General features: G+C 70.7%; 23 protein-coding genes. 10 read left to right on the top strand and 13 right to left on the bottom strand.

Going from position 1 to position 20,264, the window contains the following annotated elements; all coding sequences use genetic code 11:
• Positions 1-1,278: an ABC transporter substrate-binding protein gene (locus tag ACZ6ZD_RS34940; protein ID WP_465678678.1), complete on the bottom strand. Its 1,278-nt coding sequence runs from the start codon at positions 1,276-1,278 to the stop codon at positions 1-3.
• A gap of 123 nt (positions 1,279-1,401) precedes the next feature.
• On the opposite strand from ACZ6ZD_RS34940, the gene ACZ6ZD_RS34935 reads away from it, so the two are divergent.
• Positions 1,402-2,019: an HAD-IA family hydrolase gene (locus ACZ6ZD_RS34935; protein ID WP_465678676.1), complete on the top strand. Its 618-nt coding sequence runs from the start codon at positions 1,402-1,404 to the stop codon at positions 2,017-2,019.
• A gap of 91 nt (positions 2,020-2,110) precedes the next feature.
• On the opposite strand, the gene ACZ6ZD_RS34930 is transcribed toward ACZ6ZD_RS34935, so the two are convergent.
• A complete protein-coding gene (locus ACZ6ZD_RS34930) occupies positions 2,111-2,371 on the bottom strand; it encodes a helix-turn-helix domain-containing protein (RefSeq protein WP_465678675.1) in 261 nt (86 codons plus the stop codon).
• 58 nt (positions 2,372-2,429) lie between these two features.
• Here ACZ6ZD_RS34930 and map point away from each other — a divergent pair, with 58 nt between their 5' ends.
• Positions 2,430-3,200, top strand: coding sequence for a type I methionyl aminopeptidase (map, locus tag ACZ6ZD_RS34925; protein ID WP_465678673.1), 771 nt, complete (start codon positions 2,430-2,432; stop codon positions 3,198-3,200).
• Here map and ACZ6ZD_RS34920 read toward each other — a convergent pair.
• Positions 3,184-4,305: an MFS transporter gene (locus ACZ6ZD_RS34920; protein WP_465678672.1), complete on the bottom strand. Its 1,122-nt coding sequence runs from the start codon at positions 4,303-4,305 to the stop codon at positions 3,184-3,186. The genes map and ACZ6ZD_RS34920 overlap by 17 nt on opposite strands.
• Positions 4,302-4,916 (bottom strand): HAD-IA family hydrolase, encoded by a 615-nt coding sequence (locus tag ACZ6ZD_RS34915; RefSeq protein ID WP_465678671.1) that lies wholly within the window; start codon positions 4,914-4,916, stop codon positions 4,302-4,304. The genes ACZ6ZD_RS34920 and ACZ6ZD_RS34915 overlap by 4 nt, the downstream gene beginning before the upstream one ends.
• A gap of 48 nt (positions 4,917-4,964) precedes the next feature.
• On the opposite strand from ACZ6ZD_RS34915, the gene ACZ6ZD_RS34910 reads away from it, so the two are divergent.
• Positions 4,965-6,125: an ROK family transcriptional regulator gene (locus ACZ6ZD_RS34910; RefSeq protein WP_465678669.1), complete on the top strand. Its 1,161-nt coding sequence runs from the start codon at positions 4,965-4,967 to the stop codon at positions 6,123-6,125.
• On the opposite strand, the gene ACZ6ZD_RS34905 is transcribed toward ACZ6ZD_RS34910, so the two are convergent.
• The 3 genes from ACZ6ZD_RS34905 to ACZ6ZD_RS34895 are packed head-to-tail and all read right to left on the bottom strand — an operon-like array spanning position 6,103 to position 8,527.
• A complete protein-coding gene (locus tag ACZ6ZD_RS34905) occupies positions 6,103-6,738 on the bottom strand; it encodes a DinB family protein (protein WP_465678668.1) in 636 nt (211 codons plus the stop codon). The two genes, ACZ6ZD_RS34910 and ACZ6ZD_RS34905, sit on opposite strands and share 23 nt — an antisense overlap.
• Positions 6,735-7,544 (bottom strand): bifunctional hydroxymethylpyrimidine kinase/phosphomethylpyrimidine kinase, encoded by an 810-nt coding sequence (gene thiD / locus ACZ6ZD_RS34900; protein ID WP_465678667.1) that lies wholly within the window; start codon positions 7,542-7,544, stop codon positions 6,735-6,737. The genes ACZ6ZD_RS34905 and thiD overlap by 4 nt, the downstream gene beginning before the upstream one ends.
• Before the next feature lie 2 nt (positions 7,545-7,546).
• Positions 7,547-8,527: a thiamine-phosphate kinase gene (locus ACZ6ZD_RS34895; RefSeq protein WP_465678665.1), complete on the bottom strand. Its 981-nt coding sequence runs from the start codon at positions 8,525-8,527 to the stop codon at positions 7,547-7,549.
• A 115-nt stretch (positions 8,528-8,642) separates the two neighbouring features.
• On the opposite strand from ACZ6ZD_RS34895, the gene ACZ6ZD_RS34890 reads away from it, so the two are divergent.
• The 3 genes from ACZ6ZD_RS34890 to ACZ6ZD_RS34880 are packed head-to-tail and all read left to right on the top strand — an operon-like array spanning position 8,643 to position 10,084.
• Complete coding sequence (locus ACZ6ZD_RS34890; protein ID WP_026163142.1) at positions 8,643-8,879, top strand: Lrp/AsnC family transcriptional regulator; 237 nt, start codon at positions 8,643-8,645, stop codon at positions 8,877-8,879.
• A gap of 20 nt (positions 8,880-8,899) precedes the next feature.
• On the top strand, positions 8,900-9,355 hold the full coding sequence (locus ACZ6ZD_RS34885; RefSeq protein WP_465678664.1) for a DUF3515 domain-containing protein: 456 nt from the start codon (positions 8,900-8,902) through the stop codon (positions 9,353-9,355).
• 57 nt (positions 9,356-9,412) lie between these two features.
• Positions 9,413-10,084, top strand: a complete 672-nt coding sequence (locus ACZ6ZD_RS34880) for a DUF4129 domain-containing protein (RefSeq protein ID WP_465678663.1) — start codon at positions 9,413-9,415, stop codon at positions 10,082-10,084.
• On the opposite strand, the gene ACZ6ZD_RS34875 is transcribed toward ACZ6ZD_RS34880, so the two are convergent.
• Positions 10,047-11,159, bottom strand: a complete 1,113-nt coding sequence (locus ACZ6ZD_RS34875) for a D-alanine--D-alanine ligase family protein (RefSeq protein WP_465678661.1) — start codon at positions 11,157-11,159, stop codon at positions 10,047-10,049. The two genes, ACZ6ZD_RS34880 and ACZ6ZD_RS34875, sit on opposite strands and share 38 nt — an antisense overlap.
• A gap of 16 nt (positions 11,160-11,175) precedes the next feature.
• Positions 11,176-12,375 (bottom strand): cytochrome P450, encoded by a 1,200-nt coding sequence (locus ACZ6ZD_RS34870; RefSeq protein ID WP_465678660.1) that lies wholly within the window; start codon positions 12,373-12,375, stop codon positions 11,176-11,178.
• A 111-nt stretch (positions 12,376-12,486) separates the two neighbouring features.
• Between ACZ6ZD_RS34870 and ACZ6ZD_RS34865 the strand changes: the two genes are divergently transcribed.
• Positions 12,487-13,089, top strand: coding sequence for a TetR/AcrR family transcriptional regulator (locus ACZ6ZD_RS34865; RefSeq protein WP_465678659.1), 603 nt, complete (start codon positions 12,487-12,489; stop codon positions 13,087-13,089).
• 6 nt (positions 13,090-13,095) lie between these two features.
• Here the strand turns inward: ACZ6ZD_RS34865 and ACZ6ZD_RS34860 are convergent, their stop codons facing one another.
• The gene (locus tag ACZ6ZD_RS34860) at positions 13,096-13,620 is read right to left on the bottom strand and encodes a hypothetical protein (RefSeq protein ID WP_465678657.1); all 525 of its coding nucleotides are present in this window, start codon (positions 13,618-13,620) and stop codon (positions 13,096-13,098) included.
• Complete coding sequence (locus ACZ6ZD_RS34855) at positions 13,613-14,524, bottom strand: hypothetical protein (RefSeq protein WP_465678656.1); 912 nt, start codon at positions 14,522-14,524, stop codon at positions 13,613-13,615. Before ACZ6ZD_RS34855 ends, ACZ6ZD_RS34860 begins: the two co-directional genes overlap by 8 nt.
• 100 nt (positions 14,525-14,624) lie before the next feature.
• Between ACZ6ZD_RS34855 and ACZ6ZD_RS34850 the strand changes: the two genes are divergently transcribed.
• Genes ACZ6ZD_RS34850 through ACZ6ZD_RS34840 form a run of 3 tightly spaced genes read left to right on the top strand, consistent with a single transcriptional unit; the run spans position 14,625 to position 18,321 of the window.
• Positions 14,625-15,380 (top strand): hypothetical protein, encoded by a 756-nt coding sequence (locus ACZ6ZD_RS34850; protein WP_465678655.1) that lies wholly within the window; start codon positions 14,625-14,627, stop codon positions 15,378-15,380.
• Positions 15,377-17,185 (top strand): hypothetical protein, encoded by a 1,809-nt coding sequence (locus ACZ6ZD_RS34845; protein ID WP_465678654.1) that lies wholly within the window; start codon positions 15,377-15,379, stop codon positions 17,183-17,185. Before ACZ6ZD_RS34850 ends, ACZ6ZD_RS34845 begins: the two co-directional genes overlap by 4 nt.
• A 23-nt stretch (positions 17,186-17,208) precedes the next feature.
• Entirely contained in the window at positions 17,209-18,321 is a 1,113-nt protein-coding gene (locus tag ACZ6ZD_RS34840) for a trans-sulfuration enzyme family protein (protein WP_465678653.1), read from the top strand.
• Here ACZ6ZD_RS34840 and ACZ6ZD_RS34835 read toward each other — a convergent pair.
• The gene (locus ACZ6ZD_RS34835) at positions 18,305-19,471 is read right to left on the bottom strand and encodes an MFS transporter (protein ID WP_465678652.1); all 1,167 of its coding nucleotides are present in this window, start codon (positions 19,469-19,471) and stop codon (positions 18,305-18,307) included. The two genes, ACZ6ZD_RS34840 and ACZ6ZD_RS34835, sit on opposite strands and share 17 nt — an antisense overlap.
• The gene (locus ACZ6ZD_RS34830; RefSeq protein ID WP_465678651.1) at positions 19,468-20,256 is read right to left on the bottom strand and encodes a DeoR/GlpR family DNA-binding transcription regulator; all 789 of its coding nucleotides are present in this window, start codon (positions 20,254-20,256) and stop codon (positions 19,468-19,470) included. The genes ACZ6ZD_RS34835 and ACZ6ZD_RS34830 overlap by 4 nt, the downstream gene beginning before the upstream one ends.
• Between the last annotated feature and the right edge of the window lie 8 nt (positions 20,257-20,264).

Genomic DNA, 20,264 nt, shown 5'->3' with positions numbered 1-20,264 from the left:
TCAGATCGCTCCCGCCCGGGTCAGTTCGCGGTCGATCTGTTGCTGGGCGTCGTTCCAGGCCTGGTCCGGCGCCTTGCCGCCGGTCTCGACGTTGACGAGCTGCGCGCTGAGCTGGTCGCCGACGATCGAGTCGTACGGCGAGAAGTACGCGCCCGGGTACTTCTTGGCCGACTCCGCGAACACGTCGACGATCCGCTGCCCGCCGAAGAACTCGTCCGGCGCGGTCAGCCGCGGATCGGTGTAGGACGCCGGCGTCGACGGGAACAGCACCGGATCGAGGAAGGCCTGGGCCTGGTTCTGCGCGGACTCCAGCCAGCTGATGAACGCGAACGCCGCCTCGGGGTTCTTGCAGTACTTGGTGATCGCGAGGAACGAGCCGCCGCGGTTGCCGGCGCCGCCGGGAGCCGCCGCCACCCGCCAGTTGCCCTTGGTCTTCGGGGCCGCGTTCTTCGGTCCGAGCTGCGCCCACCAGACCGCAGCGTTGAACGCGACCAGCTTCCCGTTGGTGACGACGGCGTCGGCGTCCGTCGAACCGTCCTGCGCGTTGGCCGACAGGCCCTCCTTGACCACGCGGATGGCCAGGTCGAACGCCTCCCGGACGTGGTCCTGGTCGCCGATGTACCGGCCGTCGGCGGTCATGTACCGCTGGGGTTGCTGCGCCATCCGGTAGGCGAAGACGCTGTTCACGTTGTCGGTGATCGAGGCGCCGGGGACGGCCTGCTGAATCTTCTTGCCGAGCGCGATGTAGCTGTCCCAGTCCGGCGCCTGCTGCGCGACGGCGGCCGGATCGACGTCGATCCCGGCCTTGGCGAGGATGTCGCTGCGGTAGAAGAGCGCGGTCGGGCCGGTGTCCATCGGGTAGGCCATCATCTTGCCCTGCGGGGTGACGCCGAGTTTCCACTTCCAGGGCAGGAAGTCGTTCTCGCGCTCCTTCGCGCCGAGCTCGTACAGGTCGTGGAACTGGTCGGAGTTCGGGAAGTACGTCGCGACGTCGTCGTTGATCGCGACGATGTCCGGGACCAGTGACTTACCGGCCAGCGCGGTCAGCACCTTGGTCTTGTAGTTGCTGCCGATCCGGGTCATCGACAGTTTCAGCCCGGCGTGGCCCGGGATCGACTTCTCGGCCTCGGCGATCAGGTCGTCGTTCACGGACCCGACCCAGGTCCACATGGTCAGCTCACTCGCGGTCCCGAGCGAACTGCGCGATCCACACCCGGTCAGCCCGGCGACGGCGGCGCCGGTTCCGGCTGCGAGGAGCGTCCTTCTGCTCAGCGGCATACGCCTCACCTGGCGCTTTCTTGTTGGATTTCGCCGGAAGGTGTCCAGATATGTTTACGTAGCCATTAGGTAAGCGCATGCCGACTGAACCGGTCAAGGGGTGCGGGCTGACAGGATGGGCGCATGACGCCCGCGATCACCACGGTCCTGTTCGACGCCGACGGCGTACTCCAGCGCGGAACGCAGGACTGGGCCGCCCGCCTGCACGCCATGGTCCCGGCCGACGGCGAGGCCTTCGTCAACGATCTGATGGCCTCCGAGCAGCCCGCTCTGGTCGGCAAGGAGGAGTTCGCGGACGCGATGGCCGCCGTCCTCGAGCGCTGGCAGGTGACCGAGTCGCTGGAGTCGGCGATGGAGCCGTGGCACTGGTTCGCCGCCGATCCTGAGGTGCTCGACCTGATCCAGCGCCTCCGGGCCGCCGGCATCGCCTGCCACCTGGCCACCAACCAGCACGCCTACCGGCGCGAGATCATGGCCGTCGAACGCGGGTACGACGCCTTCTTCGACCAGAGCTTCTACTCCTGCGACCTCGGCCTCAAGAAACCCGACCCGGCGTACTTCCAGGCCATCCTCGCGGCGACCGGCGCACCGGCCACCTCGGTCCTGTTCATCGACGACGTCCCCGCGAACGTCGAAGGCGCCCGCTCCGTCGGCATCCACGCCGAGGTCTTCGACCTCGTCGCCGCCGACGCGGCCACCCTCGCGGCACTCCTCCGCGACCACGGCCTCCCGCTGCCGTAGGCCCCGAACGCCCAGGCCATCACAATCGCGCGGCCACCCGCCCGCCAGGCGGGGACACCGCGGCTCAGGCCAGTTGTGATGGCCTGGCGGTTCAGGTCGCGACGGCGGCCGGCTGGTTGATCTGGGCCCAGAGGGCGTCCAGGGAGAGGTCGAGGACCTCGGCGAGCGCGGCGATGGTCGGGAACGCCGGGGTGGAGATGCGGCCGGACTCGATCTTGCGCAGGGTTTCGGGCGAGATCTCGGCGGCCAGGGCGACGTCGAGTATCGAGCGTGCGCCGCGGGCCTCGCGGAGCAGCGCGCCGAGGCGGTGGCCGCGTTCGAGCTCGGCGGGGGTGAGGGGGAGCCGGACCATGCGGCCAATTATAGTACCGGTATAGTTTGGCCGGTATAGTTATTGGCGGAGGGTTGGCATGATCGAGATTCTGAGTCCGCATGAAGTGGACCGGGGGCGGGTGACCGGCGGGGTGGTCGGCGGGATCCTGGCGACGCTGCGGGAGCGGTGTGCGGTGGGGGTGAACCTGCTGGACGTCGATCGCTGGACGCGGGAGCTGATCGAGGCGGCGGGGGCGACGTCGTGTTACGTGGACTACGAGGCGTCGTTCGGGAAGGGGCCCTTCGGGCACTACATCTGTACGGCGGTGAACGACGCCGTCCTGCACGGGAAGCCGTTCGACTACGCGCTGGCCGACGGCGATCTGCTGACGCTGGATCTGGCCGTGCTGAAGGACGGCGTCGCGGCGGATGCGGCGATCAGCTTCGTGGTCGGCCCGACGCAGTCCGCGGAGAGTCTCGCGTTGATCGACGCGACCGAGCGCGCGCTGGCGGCGGGGATCGCGGCCGCGGGCCCGGGCGCGCGGATCGGCGACCTCTCGGCCGCGATCGGTGCGGTGCTGAGTGCGGCCGGCTATCCGATCAACACCGAGTTCGGCGGGCACGGGATCGGGTCGACCATGCATCAGGATCCGCACGTGTCGAACACCGGCCGGGCCGGGCGCGGCTACCAGCTGCGGCCGGGTCTGCTACTGGCGCTGGAGCCGTGGGTGATGGCCGACACCGACAAGCTCGTCACCGACCAGGACGGCTGGACGCTGCGCAGCGCGACCGGCTGTCTGACCGCGCACACCGAGCACACCATCGCCATCACGGACGACGGCGCCGAGATCCTCACCTTGCCAAGGTAGGTGTCCGTACCGGCGCCGGACGCCGACTCAACGCGAACAGCACCACCAGCAACGGGATGGTGATCAGGTACGCCGTCCGCAGGTCGACGACCCGAGCCAGGCCGGCCAAAGCGGCCGGGGTGATCAGGATGGCCGTGCCGGATGCCAGCGCGCCCAGCGCGGCCAGCCGGGTCGGGTTGAGCCCCGGCGTGGCCACCAAGGCCGCGAGCGTGACCGGGTAGAGGGGCGCGACGCCGATGCCCGCGATGACCAGTCCGGCGGCGATGACCACCGGCGTGTTGGGCAGGCTGACCAGCAGCGTGCCGACGACGGCAACAACCCCACTGGGGACGACGGGCGGCAGCGAGCGGTAGTGAATCGGCCCGATCGCCCGTCCGACGGCCATTCCGACCGGAAACGACGTCCCGAGCAGTGCAGCGACCGGAAGCGACAGACCGGAGGCGGCCAGCCGCGCGACCGCCCAGACGACGAAGCAGAACTCGACGCCGACAGCCAGCACGACCCGGAGCCAGGCCAGGAAGACTGTCCGCCCGACCGGGTGTCCGGTCGGCGCCTCGGCCAGCGCCGGCGGCTTGCTGTCCGCACCTTTGAAAAAGGCGAGCGCAAGCAGCGGCGGTACCGCAACCACCATCGCCACCCGGCCTGTGACGCCGAGTGCGTCGACGACGCCGATCGTCAGCGGCGCGAGGATGCCGGCCGCGCTGGCGACGGCGTTGACCCGGCTGAGCCGGGCCGCGGCGGTCGCGCCGTGCAGCATCAGCGGCGCGACCAGCACCAGCAGCGCACCGCCCAGACCGACGCACAGCCCGCCAACGACTACAAGCGGGTACGCCGGCGCCAGCGCGATCAGCGCGCCGCCGGCCGCGCAGATGACCGACCCGATCCGCAGGACGACGGAGATCGACCGGGTCCGCAGCAGCATCGGGCCGACGACTGCAATCACGACCAGGCCGACCGCGAACGCCGATGACAGCAGAGCCAGCCGACCGGTCGGCTCGTCCAGGTCCCGGGCCAGGATCGCGACGCAGGCGCCGAGCCCGGCGAGCAGGTAGCCGAGCGCGGACAGGCTGATCCCGATCTGGGTCGCCTCGGCCCGGGCGCTCATTCGCTGAACAGCTGGACGAGCCGGTGCAGGTCCGGGAGCCGGATGTCGGCCGGGATGCCCTTCACACCGGCAGTGGTGGCGCCCGAGGCCTTACCCGCGGCCAGGCCGACGGGGGTGTCCTCAACGACCAGGCAGTCGGCGATCGGGATGCTCAGCAGCTCGGCCGCCCGCAGGTACCCCTCCGGGTCGGGCTTGCCGTGGCGGACGTCGTCGATCGTGACCAGAATCGACGGCGCGATCCCGGCCGCGTCGAGCCGGACCTTCGCCAGCTGCGCGGGGGCGCTCGTGTAGATCGCCCAGGGCACACCGATCCGCTCCAGCGTCGCGATCAGCTCCAGCGCGCCCGCGGTCGGGACGACGTCCGACACGTCGTCCACCTCGAGCTGCAGGACCCGGGCGTTGGCCGCGGCCCGCTCGGCCTCCGACAGATCCGGCCGCAGTTGCGCGATCGTCGCGGCGGCCGGGTTGCCGTGGGCGACCGCGAGCACCTCGGCGACCGGTACGCCGTACTCCGTCCCCCACGTGCTCCAGCTCCGATCGACGACGCCGTCGGAGTCGACCAGCGTCCCGTCCATGTCGAACAGCACGGCGCGGATGTCCCGGACGTTCACAGCACCTCCCATTAAACTCGTACTCCGAGCATAAGATAGAAGGATCGTATGACTCCAGCCCGCCGCGGACAATGGCAGACGGCCGCCGAGATCCTCACCCAGGTGAGTCGCCGGCCGGGGCTGACGCGCGCCGCGGTCGCGCGCGAGCTGCGGCTGAGCACGAGCTCGGCGACCGAGGTGACCGCGAAACTGCGGGACGTGCGGCTGCTCGCGGAAGTCCCGGCGCCGAGTCACGGCCGGGGCCGACCGACGACGCTGCTCCGCGCCCATCCGCAGGGCCCGGTCGCGCTCGCACTCGATCTGCGGCAGAGCAACTGGCGTAGCGCGGTCGTGGCGCTGGACGGGACCTTCCTGAGCCAGACGGACCGGCGGCACCGGACTCGGCGGGCCGAGGTCGTACTCGACCATCTGCACCGCTCCGTGCTGGAGGCGCAGGATCAGTACGGCGACCGGCTGCAGGCGGTCGGTCTGGCCGTTCCGGGCACGCTGCGGGACAACCGCCTACTGCTGCAAGCCTCGGCACCGGAGTGGTTCGAGATGGACCTGCAAACCGTCACATCAGGCACCGGCGTCCCCCTGCTCGCTGGAAACGACGCAACGCTCAGCGGGGTGGCCGAAGCCCGCACCGGAGCCGCAGTAGGCGCCGGAACCGCGCTGCACCTCATCATCGAGGCCGGGATCGGCGGAACGCTTCTCATCGACGGCGTCCCCGTTCTGGGCGCCTCAGGCGCGGCCGGCGAGTTCGGCCACACCCCCTTCGGTGACCGCGCCCGCCACTGCATCTGCGGCGCCCGCGGCTGCTGGAACCTCGAAATCGACGGCAACGCCCTGGCCCACCACCTCGGTGACCCAGCCCCGGACGACCCGCACGCCTACACCCGGTCGACCCTCGACCGCACCGACCCAGCAGCCCGCCGCGCGGTGGAAAAAGTAGCGACCGCCCTGGCCGCCGGTATCGCGGGCCTCGTCAACTCCCACGACCCCGACGTCGTAACGCTCGGCGGCCTCGCAGTCCCCCTCCGCGCCGCCGCTCCGCACGCCTTCGACCACACCTACCTCGACGGCCTCATGACCTTCCGCCGCCCCACTCCCCCACCCGTCCTCACCGCAGCCCACCAAGCCGACGGGCCCCTCCGCGGAGCCGCCGCCCTGGCCCTCGACCACCTGACGAGCGAGCAGACGGTCGCTACGTGGGCAGCTGCTCAGTAGCTACTTCTTCCGTTGCCGTTTCCGCCTCGTCCTCGACCGGCTCCGGTTTGGGCTTGGGGACGATGGGCGGCTCGACCTTCGCCAGGATCGTGACGATGTCGTGTTTGTGGTGCTGGATCTCGTGGGCGGTGTGGCGGATGACCCAGCCCAGGGTGCGCGGCATCCGGACGGGATAGTTGTAGAGGCCGAGTTTGCCCAGCTGGGGCGGGGTGAGGACGCGGGCGGCGGCGCCGAACTCGCGGGCGAAGCCGACGAGCGCGGCGGCGACCTCCATCGGGTCCTGGTCCTCGTACTTGGCCTGTTTGACCCGGCCGGTGCGGTCCATCGGGGCGTAGACCGGGCGGTCCTCGGCCAGGCACTGGGCGATCCGCAGCCGCTGGACCTCGAGGACGTCGCGCACGTGGCACGCGTACTCGATGGCCGACCAGACGTCCGGCTCGGGACGCAGGCGGACGACGCTCGCGTCCGGCCCGGCGGCCGCCTTGGTGAGCGCCATGCTGCATTCGGCCGACTGCCGGACGAGCAGGGTCACGGTGCCCTGCAGATCACCCGTGTCGTAGTTGAAGCCGCACTGCTCGCAGTACCCGTCAACCGGGGGCTGCTGCTTCGTCAACTGCCACTCCCTCGAAATCTCCACGCGTGGTCGACCGGTCCGATCCCGCCGCCGAGTGCGAACCCGGCCGCGATCGCACCGGTCACGTACTCCTTCGCGGCGCCGACCGCGCTCTCCATGTCGTGCCCGCGGGCCAAGTACGACGCGATCGCGCTGGCCAACGTACAACCAGTGCCGTGCGTGTGCCGATTGTCGGCTCGCACCGCACTGTAGGCCCGACGGACGCCGGGGCCGTGCAAGACATCAACCGACGCCGCCCCCAGATCATGCCCGCCTTTGACCAGCACCCAGGACGCACCGGCCGCCAGCAGCGTCTTGGCGGCCCGATCGCGGTCCTCCACCGTTTCCAGCTCCACACCGGCCACCGGACCGAGCTCTGTCAGGTTCGGCGTCAGCACGGTCGCCAGCGGCACGATCTCCGCCCGCACCGCCTCCATCGCGTCCGCAGCCAGTAGCGAGTCACCATGCTTCGACACCGACACCGGGTCGACCACCACCGGCACGGACGGCGGTAGCGTCAGCAGCAGCGACGCAACGACCCGCACCATGGACGCCGACGCCAGCATGCCCGTCTTGACCGCATCCACCCCGATGTCGTCCACAACACTGCGGAACTGCGCCCGCACCTGCTCCTCCGGCAGCTCCCAGGCCCCCTGGACGCCGAGGCTGTTCTGCGCGGTGATCGCGGTGATGACGCTCATCCCGTGGACGCCGTTGGCCAGCATCGCCTTCAGATCGGCCTGGATCCCGGCGCCACCGCCGGAGTCCGATCCGGCGATGGTGAGCACTCGTGGCGGTCGACTCATCCTCAGCTCCTGAAGTGGGCGTGGCCGGTCGCGGCGGCGTACAGCGCGCCGTCGACGGTGACGGTACCGGCCGGACGATCCTCATTGCCTTCGGCAACCGAACCGATGACGGTCCAGCCCTCCGGGACGTCGGCCGGCTCGAACGTGCCCACCAGCGCGTGGTCCTCGCCGCCGGTCAGCACGAAACTCAACGCGTCGGCGCCGGTCGCGGCCGCCACCGCCTGCAGCGGCTCCGGCACCACCAGCGCCTGCGTGTGGACGTCGATGACGACCTGACTCGCGACCGCGAGATGCCCGAGGTCGGACAGCAGCCCGTCGCTGACATCGCACATCGACGACGCCCCGGCGGCAGCGGCCCGCGGCCCCTCGGCGTACGGCGGTTGCGGACGCCGATGCGCGTCGACAACTGTCCGCGGCGACCGGAAACCCCTGGTCAGCACGGTGTAGCCGGCCTCGGCCCACCCGAGCCGGCCGGCCACGGCCACCTCGTCACCGGGCCGCGCGCCAGACCGCAGCACCGGCGAGCGGCCGTCCAGCGAGCCGAACGCCGTCACCGCGATGACGATCTTGTCCGACTGGACGGTGTCGCCGCCGACGATCGCCGCACCGACCAGCTCGCACTCGTCGGCCAGCCCTTGGTAGAACTCCTGCACCCACGCGACCGTCAGCTCCGCCGGACCGCCGAAACCGATCACCAGCGAGGTCGGCCGCGCACCCATCGCCGCGACGTCGGCCAGGTTCTGCGCGGCGGCCTTGCGGCCCACGTCGTACGCGGACGACCAGTCCTGGCGGAAGTGGCGGCCCTCCACCAGCAGGTCCGTCGTGATCACCATCCGGCCGTCGGGCACCGCAACGACGGCGGCGTCGTCACCTGGCCCGACCAAGACGTCCTCACTGGTGGACAGCGTCTTGGTGACGGCCTCGATCAGGCCGAACTCACCCGTGCTCCCCAACGTCTCTGTCACGTCAACAAGACCTCCCATATCGCCACAGGGAGTCTAGGCGGTACCGTGACACGGCAACGAAGAGTACGCCCGGCCGCCGTGCAGTACCGTGTTGGCCGGTGCCCCAGCTGAGGACGACTGAGTGGAGAACGACGTGGTGGTCCAGGCCTACATCCTGATCCAGACCGAGGTCGGCAAAGCAGCCGACGTCGCTGCCCAGATCGCCGAGGTCCAGGGCGTCACCCTGGCCGAGGACGTCACCGGCCCGTACGACGTGATCGTCCGCGCGGAGGCCCGCAACGTCGACGAACTCGGCAAGCTGGTGGTCGCCAAGGTGCAGAACGTGCCGGGGATCACCCGGACGCTGACCTGCCCGGTCGTCCACATCTGAGGGACGCGTCGCCGGTCCGCATGCCCAAGCTCTTCCCCGCTGCACTCGGCCTGCTCCTGCTGGCCGGGTGCAGCCCGGGCCCCGCACCGGTTCCGGTGCCGTCGCCCGGCCCCGAGGTCGCGGCCGCCTGTGACTCGCTGGTCAAGGCGATGCCGCCGAAGGTCCTCGACGCGCAGCGCCGCGCGACCGAGCCCGTCAGCCCGCTGACCACGGCGTACGGCGATCCGGCGATCGAGGTGACCTGCGGCGTCGCCCAGCCGGCCGAGATGGCCGACGCCCAGTCGCAGTGTTTCGAGGTGAACGGCGTCGGCTGGTACGCCAAGCAGGTCGGGAACGGGGTCATCTTCACCACGGTCGGCCGCAAGCTCAACGTCGAGATCGCCGTCCCCACCAAGTACGCCCCCGAAGCGAACGCCCTCACCGATGTCTCCGACGTCGTCCAGAAACACAACGCCATCGTCTTCCCCTGCACCTAAAGGCAGCTTGCGGCCAAGCCGCCCGCGGATGCTCCACCCAGCTCTTACCCTGCCTGCATGAGGGGGAAGGGCGCCGCCGTGCTCGCCGCGGGCATCGCCGTGGCCGCGATCGTCGTCCTCGCCGCGTCCAGTGGTTCGGTCGATCCGCTCGACGAGCGTCCGCCGCGCCCACCGCTGCCGCCCCGGACGCCGCTGGACCGGGCGACCCCACCGCCGCGGGAAACCGCGGCCGCGATGCCGGAGTGGTTCAACCTGGTCATCACCGTTGGGCTGGTGATGATCGCCGTCCTGTTCGGCCTGCTCCTCAGCTGGGCCCTGTACGCCGGGCTGCGCCGGCGCCGCGACACCGCCAAGGTCGCCGAGGTCGAGCGGGTCCGGGCCGAGCGCCTCGCCGAAGCAGTCGAGACCGGCCTGACGCGGGTCGAGACCGGCAGTCCGGACGACGCCGTGATCGCCTGTTGGGTCGCGCTCGAACAAGCTGCCGCGGCGGTCGAGCTGGACCGGCGGCCCGCCGAGACGCCGGCCGAGTTCACTGCCCGCGTGTTCGGCGCGGCCAACGTCTCCCACGACGACCTGGACACCCTGGCCGCGCTCTACCGCGAGGCGCGCTACTCGACGCGCCCGAGCTCGGAGGACGCGCGTCAGGCCGCCTGCGCGGCCCTGCAGCGCCTGCAACAGGCGCTGCGCAAGGTCAACGCAGGCCGGTACGCCGGGTCGTCGCGAGCGTGATCAGCCGGTCGACGAGCGCCGGGTAGTCGAGCCCGGACGCCGCCCAGAGCAGCGGGAACATGCTCTTCGGTGTGAAGCCCGGCATCGTGTTGATCTCGTTCACGACGATCCGCCCGTCGGGCTCGAGGAAGAAGTCGACCCGGGCCAGCCCTTCACCCTCGATCGCCGCGAACGCGGTCAGCGCCTGCGCCCGGATCCTGGCCGCGACCTCCGCGGGCAGCTCGGCCGGGATCGACAGCGCGGCGAAATCGTCACCCTCGGGCAGGTACTTGGTCTCGAAGTCGTAGAACTCGTGCCCGCCGCCGGAGACCGTGATCTCGCCGCAGATACTCGCCTCGGGCCCGGCCGGTCCGTCCAGGACGGCGACCTCGATCTCGCGCGGACTCCGGGCCGCCGCCTCGACGAGCACCTTCGGATCGTGGACCTGCGCGGCCGCGATCGCGGCGTCCAGCTCGTCGGCGCCGTTCACCTTGCTGATCCCGAGGCTCGAGCCGCCCCGGGCCGGCTTCACGAACACCGGGTAGCCGAGCGCGGCGACGGCGTCCCGGCGCGGCTGCGGGTCGCGCGCCCAATCCCGGTCCCGGATCACGACGTACGGCGTGATCTCCAGCCCCGCGGCCTGCAGCACCACCTTCATGAAGTGCTTGTCCATCCCGACCGCGCTGGCCAGGACGCCGGAGCCGACGTACCGGATGTCGGACATCTCCAGCAGGCCCTGGATCGTGCCGTCCTCACCCCACGGGCCGTGCAGCAGCGGGAAGACGACGTCCACCTCGCCGAGCGTGCCCGGCACCGAGCCCGGGTCGTTGACCACCAGCTCGCGGTTCGCGCCGAACAACACCGGCAGCGCGGTCACGTCGACCTCCGGCAGTTTGCCGTCGGTGATCGACAGCCGGTCCGGGTCGCCGCTCTCCAGCACCCAGTGGCCGCTGGTGCTGATGCCGATCGGGATGACGTCGTACTTGTCCCGATCGATCGCCTGCAACACGTTCGCGGCCGTCACGCAGGAGATGGCGTGCTCACTCGACCGGCCGCCGAAAACGACCGCGACCCGGGGCTTGCGCTGTTCACTCACCCGCTCGACTGTAGCGTCAGCTCCAGGTGACGGGGAGGGCGGTGACGCCGTACACCAGGCTGTTGTTCTTGAACTCGATCTCTTCGAACGGCACCGCCAGGCGCAGAGTCGGGATGCGGGTGTAGAGCCGGCTGAAGACCTCCTGCAGCTCGACCCGGGCGAGTTGCTGGCCGATGCACTGGTGCGGGCCGAAGCCGAAGGCGACGTGGGCCGCGCCGGTCCGATCCAGATCCAGCTCGTCGGGGTTCTCGAAGACGGACTCGTCCCGGTTCGCCGCCGACAGCGCCGCCACCAGATACTCACCGGCCGCCGGCCCGGCCGGGATGTCCTCGGTCACGTGCCGGAAGAGCCCGAACTGGACGACGGACAGGTAGCGCAGCAGCTCCTCGACCGCAGCGGCCGCCAGCTCGGGCCGGTCGCGCAGCGCGGCCAGCTGACCGGGCTCGCGGAGCAGTGCGAGCGTGCTGAGCGCGATCATGTTCGCCGTCGTCTCGTGCCCGGCGATCAGCAGTGTGAAGCCGATCGAGACCAGCTCCTCGACGGTGACGTTCTCGCCCAGCTCCTCGCCGCGGGTGATCACGCGGGACAGCAGGTCGTCCTCACGCTTGGCCTGCTTGGCCAGCACCAGACCGGCGATGTACTCGGTCAGCTCACCGGAAACCTTCTCCATCACCGCAGGGTCGGTGTTGATCGCGACCAGGACCGCACCGCGCTCCTGGAACACCGCACGATCGGCGTACGGGACGCCGAGCAGCTCGCAGATCACCAGCGACGGGATCGGCAGCGCGAACATCTCCACCAGGTCGACCGGTCCCCCGGCGGCCAGCATCGCGTCGAGGTGCTCGTCGACCAGCTTCGCGATCCGCGGCCGCATCGCCTCCATCCGCTTGACCGCGAACTCGGTCGCCAGCAGCCGCCGCAACCGCCGGTGCGCCTGGCCGTCGACCTGCAGGATCGAGCCGCTCTCGGCGACCCGGTCCAGATCGGCGTCCACCACAACGTGATCGGACGGCGCCAGCCGCGAGCTGAGCCGGCCGTCGCGCAGCACCGTCTTGACGTCGTCATAACGAGCGAAAACCCACGCGTCGACGCCGACCGGCGTGGAGACCTTCGCGGGCGCCGCATGGTCGCGGAGCGCGGCGTAACCGGTGGCCGGATCGAAGGGGCAGCCCGCCGGTCGCTCCGTCGGGAAGGCCGGCTTCGAGGTCTCGGTCATACACGCACCCTTTCGATCGAATCTGGTAGTCACTACCATATGACTGCAGTTGCCGTTCAGCAGCGACTACCGGAGAGTCGCGACCCGGTACTCTGCCCGCGGAGGTGGCTGATGGGACTGCGTGAGCTGAAGCGGGAGCGCACCCGCCGGTTGATCGCGGACAAGGCGTTCGAGCTGTTCACCGACCACGGCTTCGGCCGAACCACGGTCGAGCAGATCGCCGCCGCCGCGGAGGTCGGCCCGAGCACGCTCTACCGCTACTTCCCGACCAAGGAGACGCTCGTCCTCGAGTTCGTCGAGGACTGCCTGATGGGCGCCGTCGCCTGGTTCCGCGACCAACCCGAACGCGACCTCCCCGACGCCCTCCAAGCCGTCATCGAACGCGTCCTCGCCGAGCTCGAACGCAACCCCGACCGAGTCCGCGCCGTCTTCGACCTGGCCGGTCAGACCGCCTCGGTCAGCGCGCACCTCAACGAGCTGATCTGGCAGTTCCGCAACGAGCTCGCCGACGAGCTGGTCAAGCGCCTGCCCGGCGCCGACCCGCACTGCGTCAAGTTCACCGCGGCTCTGTCGGCCGGCACGACGATGAACATCATCGAGACCGTCGTCCATCTGTGGGTCGACGACCCGACCGGCACCGACCCGGCCGACCTGGCCCGCCGGGCCATGGGTCTGTTGCGCGGTGGCGGCGTCCCGCTCCCTACCGGCAGCTGACCGCCGCTACGGGCGGACCCAGTCCGTGCAGAACGTCCCCTTCTGGCGCGGACCGCGGTCCAGTGGCGGAACGATCGCACAGGCGCGGAACGTCCGGCGTCGGCCGGAATCGTCAACCACCTTGAGAGCGAGCCCGCCGCGCCCAGCGGTGACGGGTTGCGAACATTCGCGCCATTCGGGGTCGTTGCCGGGGTGACTCCGGTAGCTCCAGTCGATCCAGAGGCGATCCAGGTCGGACGTCGATGCGGCCAGCTGCGTCCACACCAGGCGGCCGTGCACAGGGTGCTGCTGCAGCCGCAGCTCCACACGGCGGTTCCGGATCGGCGTCCGAGCTGCTTCGGACCACGCCAGCACGGAGAACTCGCCTGCGCGGTCGGGTGTCAGCGCCTCCGCACAGCGGTCGTAGGCAAGCAGCGGAGAATCAGTGCGCGACTGGTGCGGCCCCCGCAAGAGGTAGTGGACGCCGACGCCGACGCACAACCCGAGAACCAGGCCGAGCGCACAGCCGAGTCCCAGTCGGCGTTTAGTCATCGGGCCGGTTCCAGCTCGTGCAGTTGCCGGCACTGCGACCGGGGACCTGGAACTGCTGCGGCACCTGCGCACAGGCCCGGAACCACCGGGGCCAGCCGTCGGCATCGCGAGCTGGGACTCCGGCGCTCTGAGCGACCTTATTGACCAGCTCACCCGGACAGGTCCGGTACTGCGACGCATCCGGCGGGTCCTGCTGATAACCCCATTCGAGCCACACCGTGTCCTCGGCCGACATCGCCTTGTTCAGATAGGCGAACAGGATCAGACCGCGCTGTGAGTCCTGCTGCATGCGCAGCTCGACCTCCTGACCCGGTCGCGGTACGCCGGGCGGGCCGTAGCCGGTGTTCAGGACGACGGTCCCATGCGCGTGATCCGCGCGGACTCCGTCGGCGCACGGCGGAAACGCGCTGACCGACGGCGGCCGCAGGAACTGGCGCGAGAGCGCAATCCCGGCGAGCACTCCGATGACCACGGCGACCGCGATGAGGGCATACGGCAAGTACTTCCGGCGGCGCACCGGCTCCGGGACCGGCGGTACGTCGGTCTGGTCCGACTCGGGAGCGGTACGGAGTCCGGCAAGCTGTTCACGGCGGCCCTGCTCACGGGTGTCGGCAATACGCTCGAACGCCTCGACAAAGCCCGCAGCGATCGCGGCCGGGTCCTCCAGTCCGGCGCGCTCGGCCAGCCGCTGCGTCAACCGGCGTACCGGCTCGCTGCCGTCGCGAGGGGCGTGCGTTCCGGTGAACCAGTTGCGGACGGTGTTGTGGCTCGGATGCCGGCCCGTCCCCGGCCGCGGGTACGCAAGGTAGGCGAGCCGGTCATAACTCGGGTTTCCGGCCAGCTGCCGCAACGCCGTCAGCTGCTCCGCCAGGTCGGCCTTGGTCCGGATACCACTGGGGTCCACGGCCCGGGAAACTACCATTTCCGCAGGTCAGACCGACACTTGAACATCCCGCTGCACAACCTGGACAACACCTGCGCACAACTCCGGCGACGCTGCGCCAGTGACGAAAGCAGCGCGGCTACCGGCCGCCGACCTAGCCTGCTGGTGGCAGGCCCTCGACCAGCAACAGAACACCCGCGAGACGCGCCTCTTCACCCGGCGCCGAACCCGCGTCCGCACCCCCGACCCGGTCGAGATCCCCACCGGCTACGCCTACACCGAGCACTCCCACAGCCCAAGCCCGAACGTCCGGCTCGCCTACCCCGAAGACATCGTCCCGGGCGACTACGTCGACGTCACGACCCGTGACACCAGTTTCCGGACCGATGCGCGCGGCGCCGTCGTCGGGTACGTCGGCACCGACCCGGTCCTGGCCAGCGTGCCCGGCGAGCTGATCGGCGCCCGGACCACCTGGTCCGACTTCCTGCTGGTTGCGCGCTACCTCGAGACCCAGGCCCTGGTCCCGCGCTTCGTCGCCGCTGCTGCGGACGGCGGGACGGCGGCCTGGCCGATCGCGGAGCGCCGCCGAATCCTGCACACCCGTCGGCAGGCGCCGCAGTCCGAGCGGGAGCGGACGTACCTGCCGTACGACGCACCGGAGCGGCCGTTCTGCACCAACCCGTCCGGACCGTGTCCGGCCGAGCCGGAGTCGCGTCTGCTGCCGGATCTCTTGGCCCAGCCCGTCGCACGTCCCGGGCTGGAGACTGCCGTGCTGATTGCTGTCGCGTGGCGACTCCTGACGGTCGAATCGGATCGCCTTGAGCTCACCCAGGCGGGGCGGGTGTGGCTGCAGGCCGGGCGGATGGGGGCGGCGTGAAGCGGTGGCAGGTCTTCGGTGCGGCCGTGGGCGTTGTGGCGGTGATTGCGGTGGTCGCAAGTCGGCAGCAGGCACTCGACGAGCCGGATGCCGAGCTACGGCTGCGGGTCGTTGGGCTGCCGGCTGGTACGCCGCCAGAGACGTCGGTCGACGGACCGGGCGGACGGCGGGAGCTCGACGAGGCCACGACGCTGTCCGAGCCCGGGACTTACACGATCACGGCGCGGCCGGTGAAAACGACGCACGCGACGCATGCACCCACTGACGACGTCCAGACCGTCACGGTCGCACCCGGGGAGCGGAAGGTGGTGACGGTCGACTACTTCGCCACGATCCCGGACGACACCCGAATCGTGCCTGACGACCGCACAGTCCTCGCTGTCACGGACCGGACCGTGGTACTGCGCGACGGTGCCTATGCACGTGGTCTGGCGCCAGGGATGTTCGTCGTGGCCGGGCGGACGCCGACGACGCCGGACACGCTCTCCGTCCGGATCACCGCCGTCCGGACCGGCAACGGCGTGGTCACCGCGCAGGTGGAGCCCGCTCCGATGACCACAGCCATTCCCCGGATGGTCGTGGTCACCAACAGCAGCACCCGGCCCACCCGGACCGGCGCTCAGGCAGCGCCCTCGATGACCCGGCTCGACACCAGCGCGATGAACTGCGCGGAGGGCAAGCCGCCCGAGATCCTCGCCGGTGTCGGCAATCCGAAGGTCGACGCACGCGTTGTCCTGCACATCGACGCCCAGAGCCCGGTGTCGGCCGATGACGTCCGCTGGGCGCAGCTGCCCCGGATCAACTTCCGCAAACCGCTGCGGATCGAGGTGAAGCCGACCATCACCGCAAGTTTCGACGCCGGGTGGCGGATCTGGGGCGACAAGGTCGGCATGGTGTGCACGCCGATCACGCTGAACGTCGCGCCCGCGACCGACGCGATCTGCGACGCCGCGATCAAGGGCGTCGCCAAGAGCATGCAGGTGTTCGCGAAGTGCTACACCGGGCCTGAGCTCACCCTCGACGTCAAGGCGCACACCGCGCTCGACCTCGGCGCCTACCAGACGACCAAGGCGACGCTCACGACCGGTTTCGACAACGGGGACTGGACCAAACCGGCGGTCCGGCTCGATCAGGGCGACGTCCGGCCGCCGCAGTTCGACCTGGGTCAGGGCAGTGTCGGCGTCCAGCTGAAGATCGGCCTCACCACGCAGGCCGAGATCGGGATCGGCTCCGGCCGATCGCCGACCGATGTGTCGATCGCGGTCGACGACTTCCTCTACGTCCGCCACGAGGTCACCAACGACCTCCGGCGCCGAACCATCACCTACACCGCGGGACTCGGAGCGGACGTCGCGTTCGGCGTCCGGAACCCGATCCTCGACAAACTCGGCAAGAACCCCGCGACCAAGACCTGGAAACCGGTGAACTGGGACTGGTTCAGCCGCGAGTGGTCGTACGACGATCGCCGGGCCTGGCCGTCGCCGTCGCCCCGGCCAGAGCCGCCGCGCGGGATCACCGGCGCCTGGTACCTGGCGGCCGACAACTTCGGCGGCGCCGGCCGGCACCGGGCCGATGACCCGGCGACGCCGGCGATGACCGTGACGGCCGATCTCGAGATGACGCTCGACGGAAAGGCCGTGACGTACTCCGGGCAGCACCGGCTCACCCGGAGCCGCCGGGCGAACACCTACGAGTTCCGCGCCGGGCCTTACCAGGAAGCCTTTCAGCTGACCTACGACCCGGCCGCGGACGCCATCACGGCCGGTCTGCCCGGCGGCGGCGTGGGCACGTTCGCCCGGCGCTGAGCCGGCCGGGCGAGAATGGCGTCATGGCCCCTGAACTCGATCCGTCCACTGTTGTTGTCCATGCCGGTCGCCCGGAGCGGACGCCGAATGCGCCGGTGAGCGATTCGCCGGTGTTCAGCGCAACGTACGTCGCTGGGGGCGATCGTGGGTATGGGCGGTTCGGAAACGACGCGTGGACGGCGCTGGAGGAGACGCTGGGTGCGCTGGAGGGTGGGCGTGGGTTGACGTTTGCGTCCGGGATGGCGGCGGTGGCGGCGGTGTGCGATCTGGTGCCGGTTGGTGGGCGGGTGGTGGCGCCGATTCACGCGTACTCCGGTGTGCTCGCGCTGCTCGATCAGCAGGCGGCGACCGGGCGGGTCGTGGTCGATCGGGTGGACATCGCGAATACGGACGCCGTCGTCCAGGCTGTGGCCGGGGCCGACCTGCTCTGGGTCGAGTCCCCGACCAACCCGGCGATGGAGGTCGCGGATCTGCCCGCGATCGCGGCGGCTGGGCGGGCGGCCGGAGCGACCGTGGTCGTCGACAACACGTTCGCCACTCCCCTGTTGCAGCAGCCGCTGCGGATGGGCGCGGACATCGTGATGCACTCGGCGACCAAGTTCATCTCCGGCCACTCGGACGTCGTCCTCGGCGCGGTCCTCACCGCGGACGACGAGCTGTGGTCGGCGCTCGAGCTGCGGCGCCGCAGCCTCGGCGCGATTCCCGGGCCGATGGAGGCCTGGCTCGGCCTTCGCGGGCTGCGCACGCTCGCGCTGCGGCTGGAGCGCGCGCAGGCCAACGCGGCCTTCCTGGCCGAGCGGCTGCTCGACCATCCGCGGGTCAGCCGGGTGCGCTACCCCGGTCTGCCCGACGATCCGGGCCATGCCCGCGCCAAGGCGCAGATGTCCGGCTTCGGCGCGATCCTGTCCTTCGAGCTCGGCGGCGATGCCGAGTACGCGCAGCGGGTGTGCGAGCGCACCGAGCTGTGGGTGCACGCGACCAGCCTGGGCGGCGTCGAGTCGCTGCTGGAGCGACGCCGCCGCTGGCCGATCGAGGTGCCGTCGATCCCGGAGGATCTGATCCGGTTGTCGGTCGGGATCGAGCACCCGGCGGATCTGTGGGCCGATCTGGAGCGGGCGCTCAAGACCGCTGTTTGAGGATGTTCCCGCCGAGGAACGTCAGCACGCACAGCGCGAGCGGCAGGATGAACGCGAGGTTCAGCGGCATCCAGTGCGCGAGGCCTCCGATCACCGCCGGGCCGGCGAGCAGGCCGACGTACCCGAGACCGACGACGCGCGCCATCAGCGCGCCGGCGGCTCGCGGGTCCAGATTGCCGGCCGCGGTGAACAGCTGCGGGACGCCGCCCGCCAGGCCGAGGCCGAACAGCGCCCAGCCGACTAGCGCGACCGAGACCCACGGGACGACGATGACGACGGTCAGACCGACCGCGGCCAGCGCGGCGCCGTACCGGACGATGGCGGCCGGGCCGACGACGGCCGCGACCCGGTCGGTGAGGAACCGGCCGACGGTCATCGCGACCGCGAACGCGCCGTACGCGTAGGCCGCCGTACTGACCGAGGTGCCGAGGACGTCGCGGAAGTGCAGCGCGGCCCAGTCGTTCGCGACGCCCTCGGAGAGCATCAGGCCGAACGCGAGCCCGCCGAGCGCCCAGACCAGCTTGGCGGGCGGCTTGGCCCGCTCCTCCTGCGCTTCCTCCTCGGCAGCCGGCTCATCGGCTTCCAGCAGGAACCGCCCGGCCGCCAGAGCGATCACGATGCACAGGACGCCGGCCGCGCTCAGCGTGACCTGCGTCGGGATCTCGGCGTGCAGCGTGGCCGCGCCGATCAGCGCGGCGATCGCGCCGCCGATCGACCAGACCGCGTGGAACGAGGCCATGATCGGGCGCGGGTAGCCGCGTTCGACGACGACGGCCTGGGCGTTCATGCCGACGTCGATCGAGCCGTTGCCGAAGCCGAGCGCGATCAGCGCGAGCCCGAGCGTCCACCAGCTGTTCGCCAGGCCGGGCGCGAACAACGCGATCCCGAGCAGGACGCCGGCCGCGGGCACCAGCCGGCGCTGGCCGATCCGGTCGACGAGCGGACCGGCGACCTGCATGCCGATGAAGGCCGCGCCGCCGAGGACGAGCAACAGCAGGCCGAGCGTGCTGTGCGTGATGCCGGTGGCGTGCTCGATGCTGGGGATGTGGACGACCCACATGCCGACGGCGAAACCGTTCAGGCCGAAGTACAGCCAGGTGGCGACGCGCGCGGCGCGGGGTGGTGCGGTGGGCAGATCAATGGCGGTCAAGAAAGCTCCACAACGTCGACCAGCGCGCCGCGCTGCCTGAGCAGCGTGCGCTGGTCCTCGGGGGCGGACGGGTCGGTGATGATCAGGTCGGGCCGGTCGGCCGCGCAGACGTGGGCGAGCGCGGCGCGGTCCCACTTGGCGCCGTCGGCGAGCACGATCGAGCGGGTCGCGACGGCCATCGCGGTCTGCTTGACCTCGGCGTCACCGAGGTCGAACGCGGTGAGCCCGGCCTCCAGGCTGAGCGCGCAGGGACTGAGGACGGCGATGTCGAAGCGCAGCGCCCGCAGCGAGGCGACCGTCAGCGGACCGACCAGCGACAGCTCGCCCTTACGCGCCTCGCCGCCGGGCATCAGCAGCCGGACCCGCGGGCCGTCGGCCAGCTCGTGCGCGACGCGCAGCGACAGCGGCATCACCGTCACCGCGCGCTGATGCAGCAGCCGGGCGACTTCGAGCGCCGTCGTCCCGCTGTCCAGCACGATCGTCTGGCCGTCCTCGATCTGCGCCGCCGCGGCCCGGGCGATCGCCTGTTTGGCGGCGAGCGCGGCCTGGGCGCGCAGCGAGTACGGCGGCTCGACGCCGGACGGCATCGCGGGGACGGCGCCGCCGTGGACCCGCTTGAGGACGCCCTGCGCGGCCAGGAAGTCGAGGTCGCGGCGGATCGTCATATCCGACGACTCCGTCACCTCCACCAGCTCCTGGACAGTGATTCGTTGTGCGCCCCGTAGGCGTTCTACGATCACTTGATGCCGTTCTGCACTTCTCACGTGCAAAAAACTACCATCCATCTGATCGT

Source organism: Kribbella sp. NPDC104218, from assembly GCF_055584105.1.
The sequence above is the reverse complement of the archived record's forward strand: the minus strand, read 5'-3'. Positions and strand labels throughout refer to the sequence as shown.

Coding starts and splice junctions, on each gene's coding strand:
- ACZ6ZD_RS34940 (WP_465678678.1), bottom strand. CDS start 1,278: ATGCCGCTGAGCAGAAGGACGCTCCTCGCAGCCGGAACCGGCGCCGCC.
- ACZ6ZD_RS34935 (WP_465678676.1), top strand. CDS start 1,402: ATGACGCCCGCGATCACCACGGTCCTGTTCGACGCCGACGGCGTACTC.
- ACZ6ZD_RS34930 (WP_465678675.1), bottom strand. CDS start 2,371: ATGGTCCGGCTCCCCCTCACCCCCGCCGAGCTCGAACGCGGCCACCGC.
- map (WP_465678673.1), top strand. CDS start 2,430: ATGATCGAGATTCTGAGTCCGCATGAAGTGGACCGGGGGCGGGTGACC.
- ACZ6ZD_RS34920 (WP_465678672.1), bottom strand. CDS start 4,305: ATGAGCGCCCGGGCCGAGGCGACCCAGATCGGGATCAGCCTGTCCGCG.
- ACZ6ZD_RS34910 (WP_465678669.1), top strand. CDS start 4,965: ATGACTCCAGCCCGCCGCGGACAATGGCAGACGGCCGCCGAGATCCTC.
- thiD (WP_465678667.1), bottom strand. CDS start 7,544: ATGAGTCGACCGCCACGAGTGCTCACCATCGCCGGATCGGACTCCGGC.
- ACZ6ZD_RS34895 (WP_465678665.1), bottom strand. CDS start 8,527: ATGGGAGGTCTTGTTGACGTGACAGAGACGTTGGGGAGCACGGGTGAG.
- ACZ6ZD_RS34885 (WP_465678664.1), top strand. CDS start 8,900: ATGCCCAAGCTCTTCCCCGCTGCACTCGGCCTGCTCCTGCTGGCCGGG.
- ACZ6ZD_RS34880 (WP_465678663.1), top strand. CDS start 9,413: ATGAGGGGGAAGGGCGCCGCCGTGCTCGCCGCGGGCATCGCCGTGGCC.
- ACZ6ZD_RS34870 (WP_465678660.1), bottom strand. CDS start 12,375: ATGACCGAGACCTCGAAGCCGGCCTTCCCGACGGAGCGACCGGCGGGC.
- ACZ6ZD_RS34865 (WP_465678659.1), top strand. CDS start 12,487: ATGGGACTGCGTGAGCTGAAGCGGGAGCGCACCCGCCGGTTGATCGCG.
- ACZ6ZD_RS34860 (WP_465678657.1), bottom strand. CDS start 13,620: ATGACTAAACGCCGACTGGGACTCGGCTGTGCGCTCGGCCTGGTTCTC.
- ACZ6ZD_RS34840 (WP_465678653.1), top strand. CDS start 17,209: ATGGCCCCTGAACTCGATCCGTCCACTGTTGTTGTCCATGCCGGTCGC.
- ACZ6ZD_RS34830 (WP_465678651.1), bottom strand. CDS start 20,256: ATGGATGGTAGTTTTTTGCACGTGAGAAGTGCAGAACGGCATCAAGTG.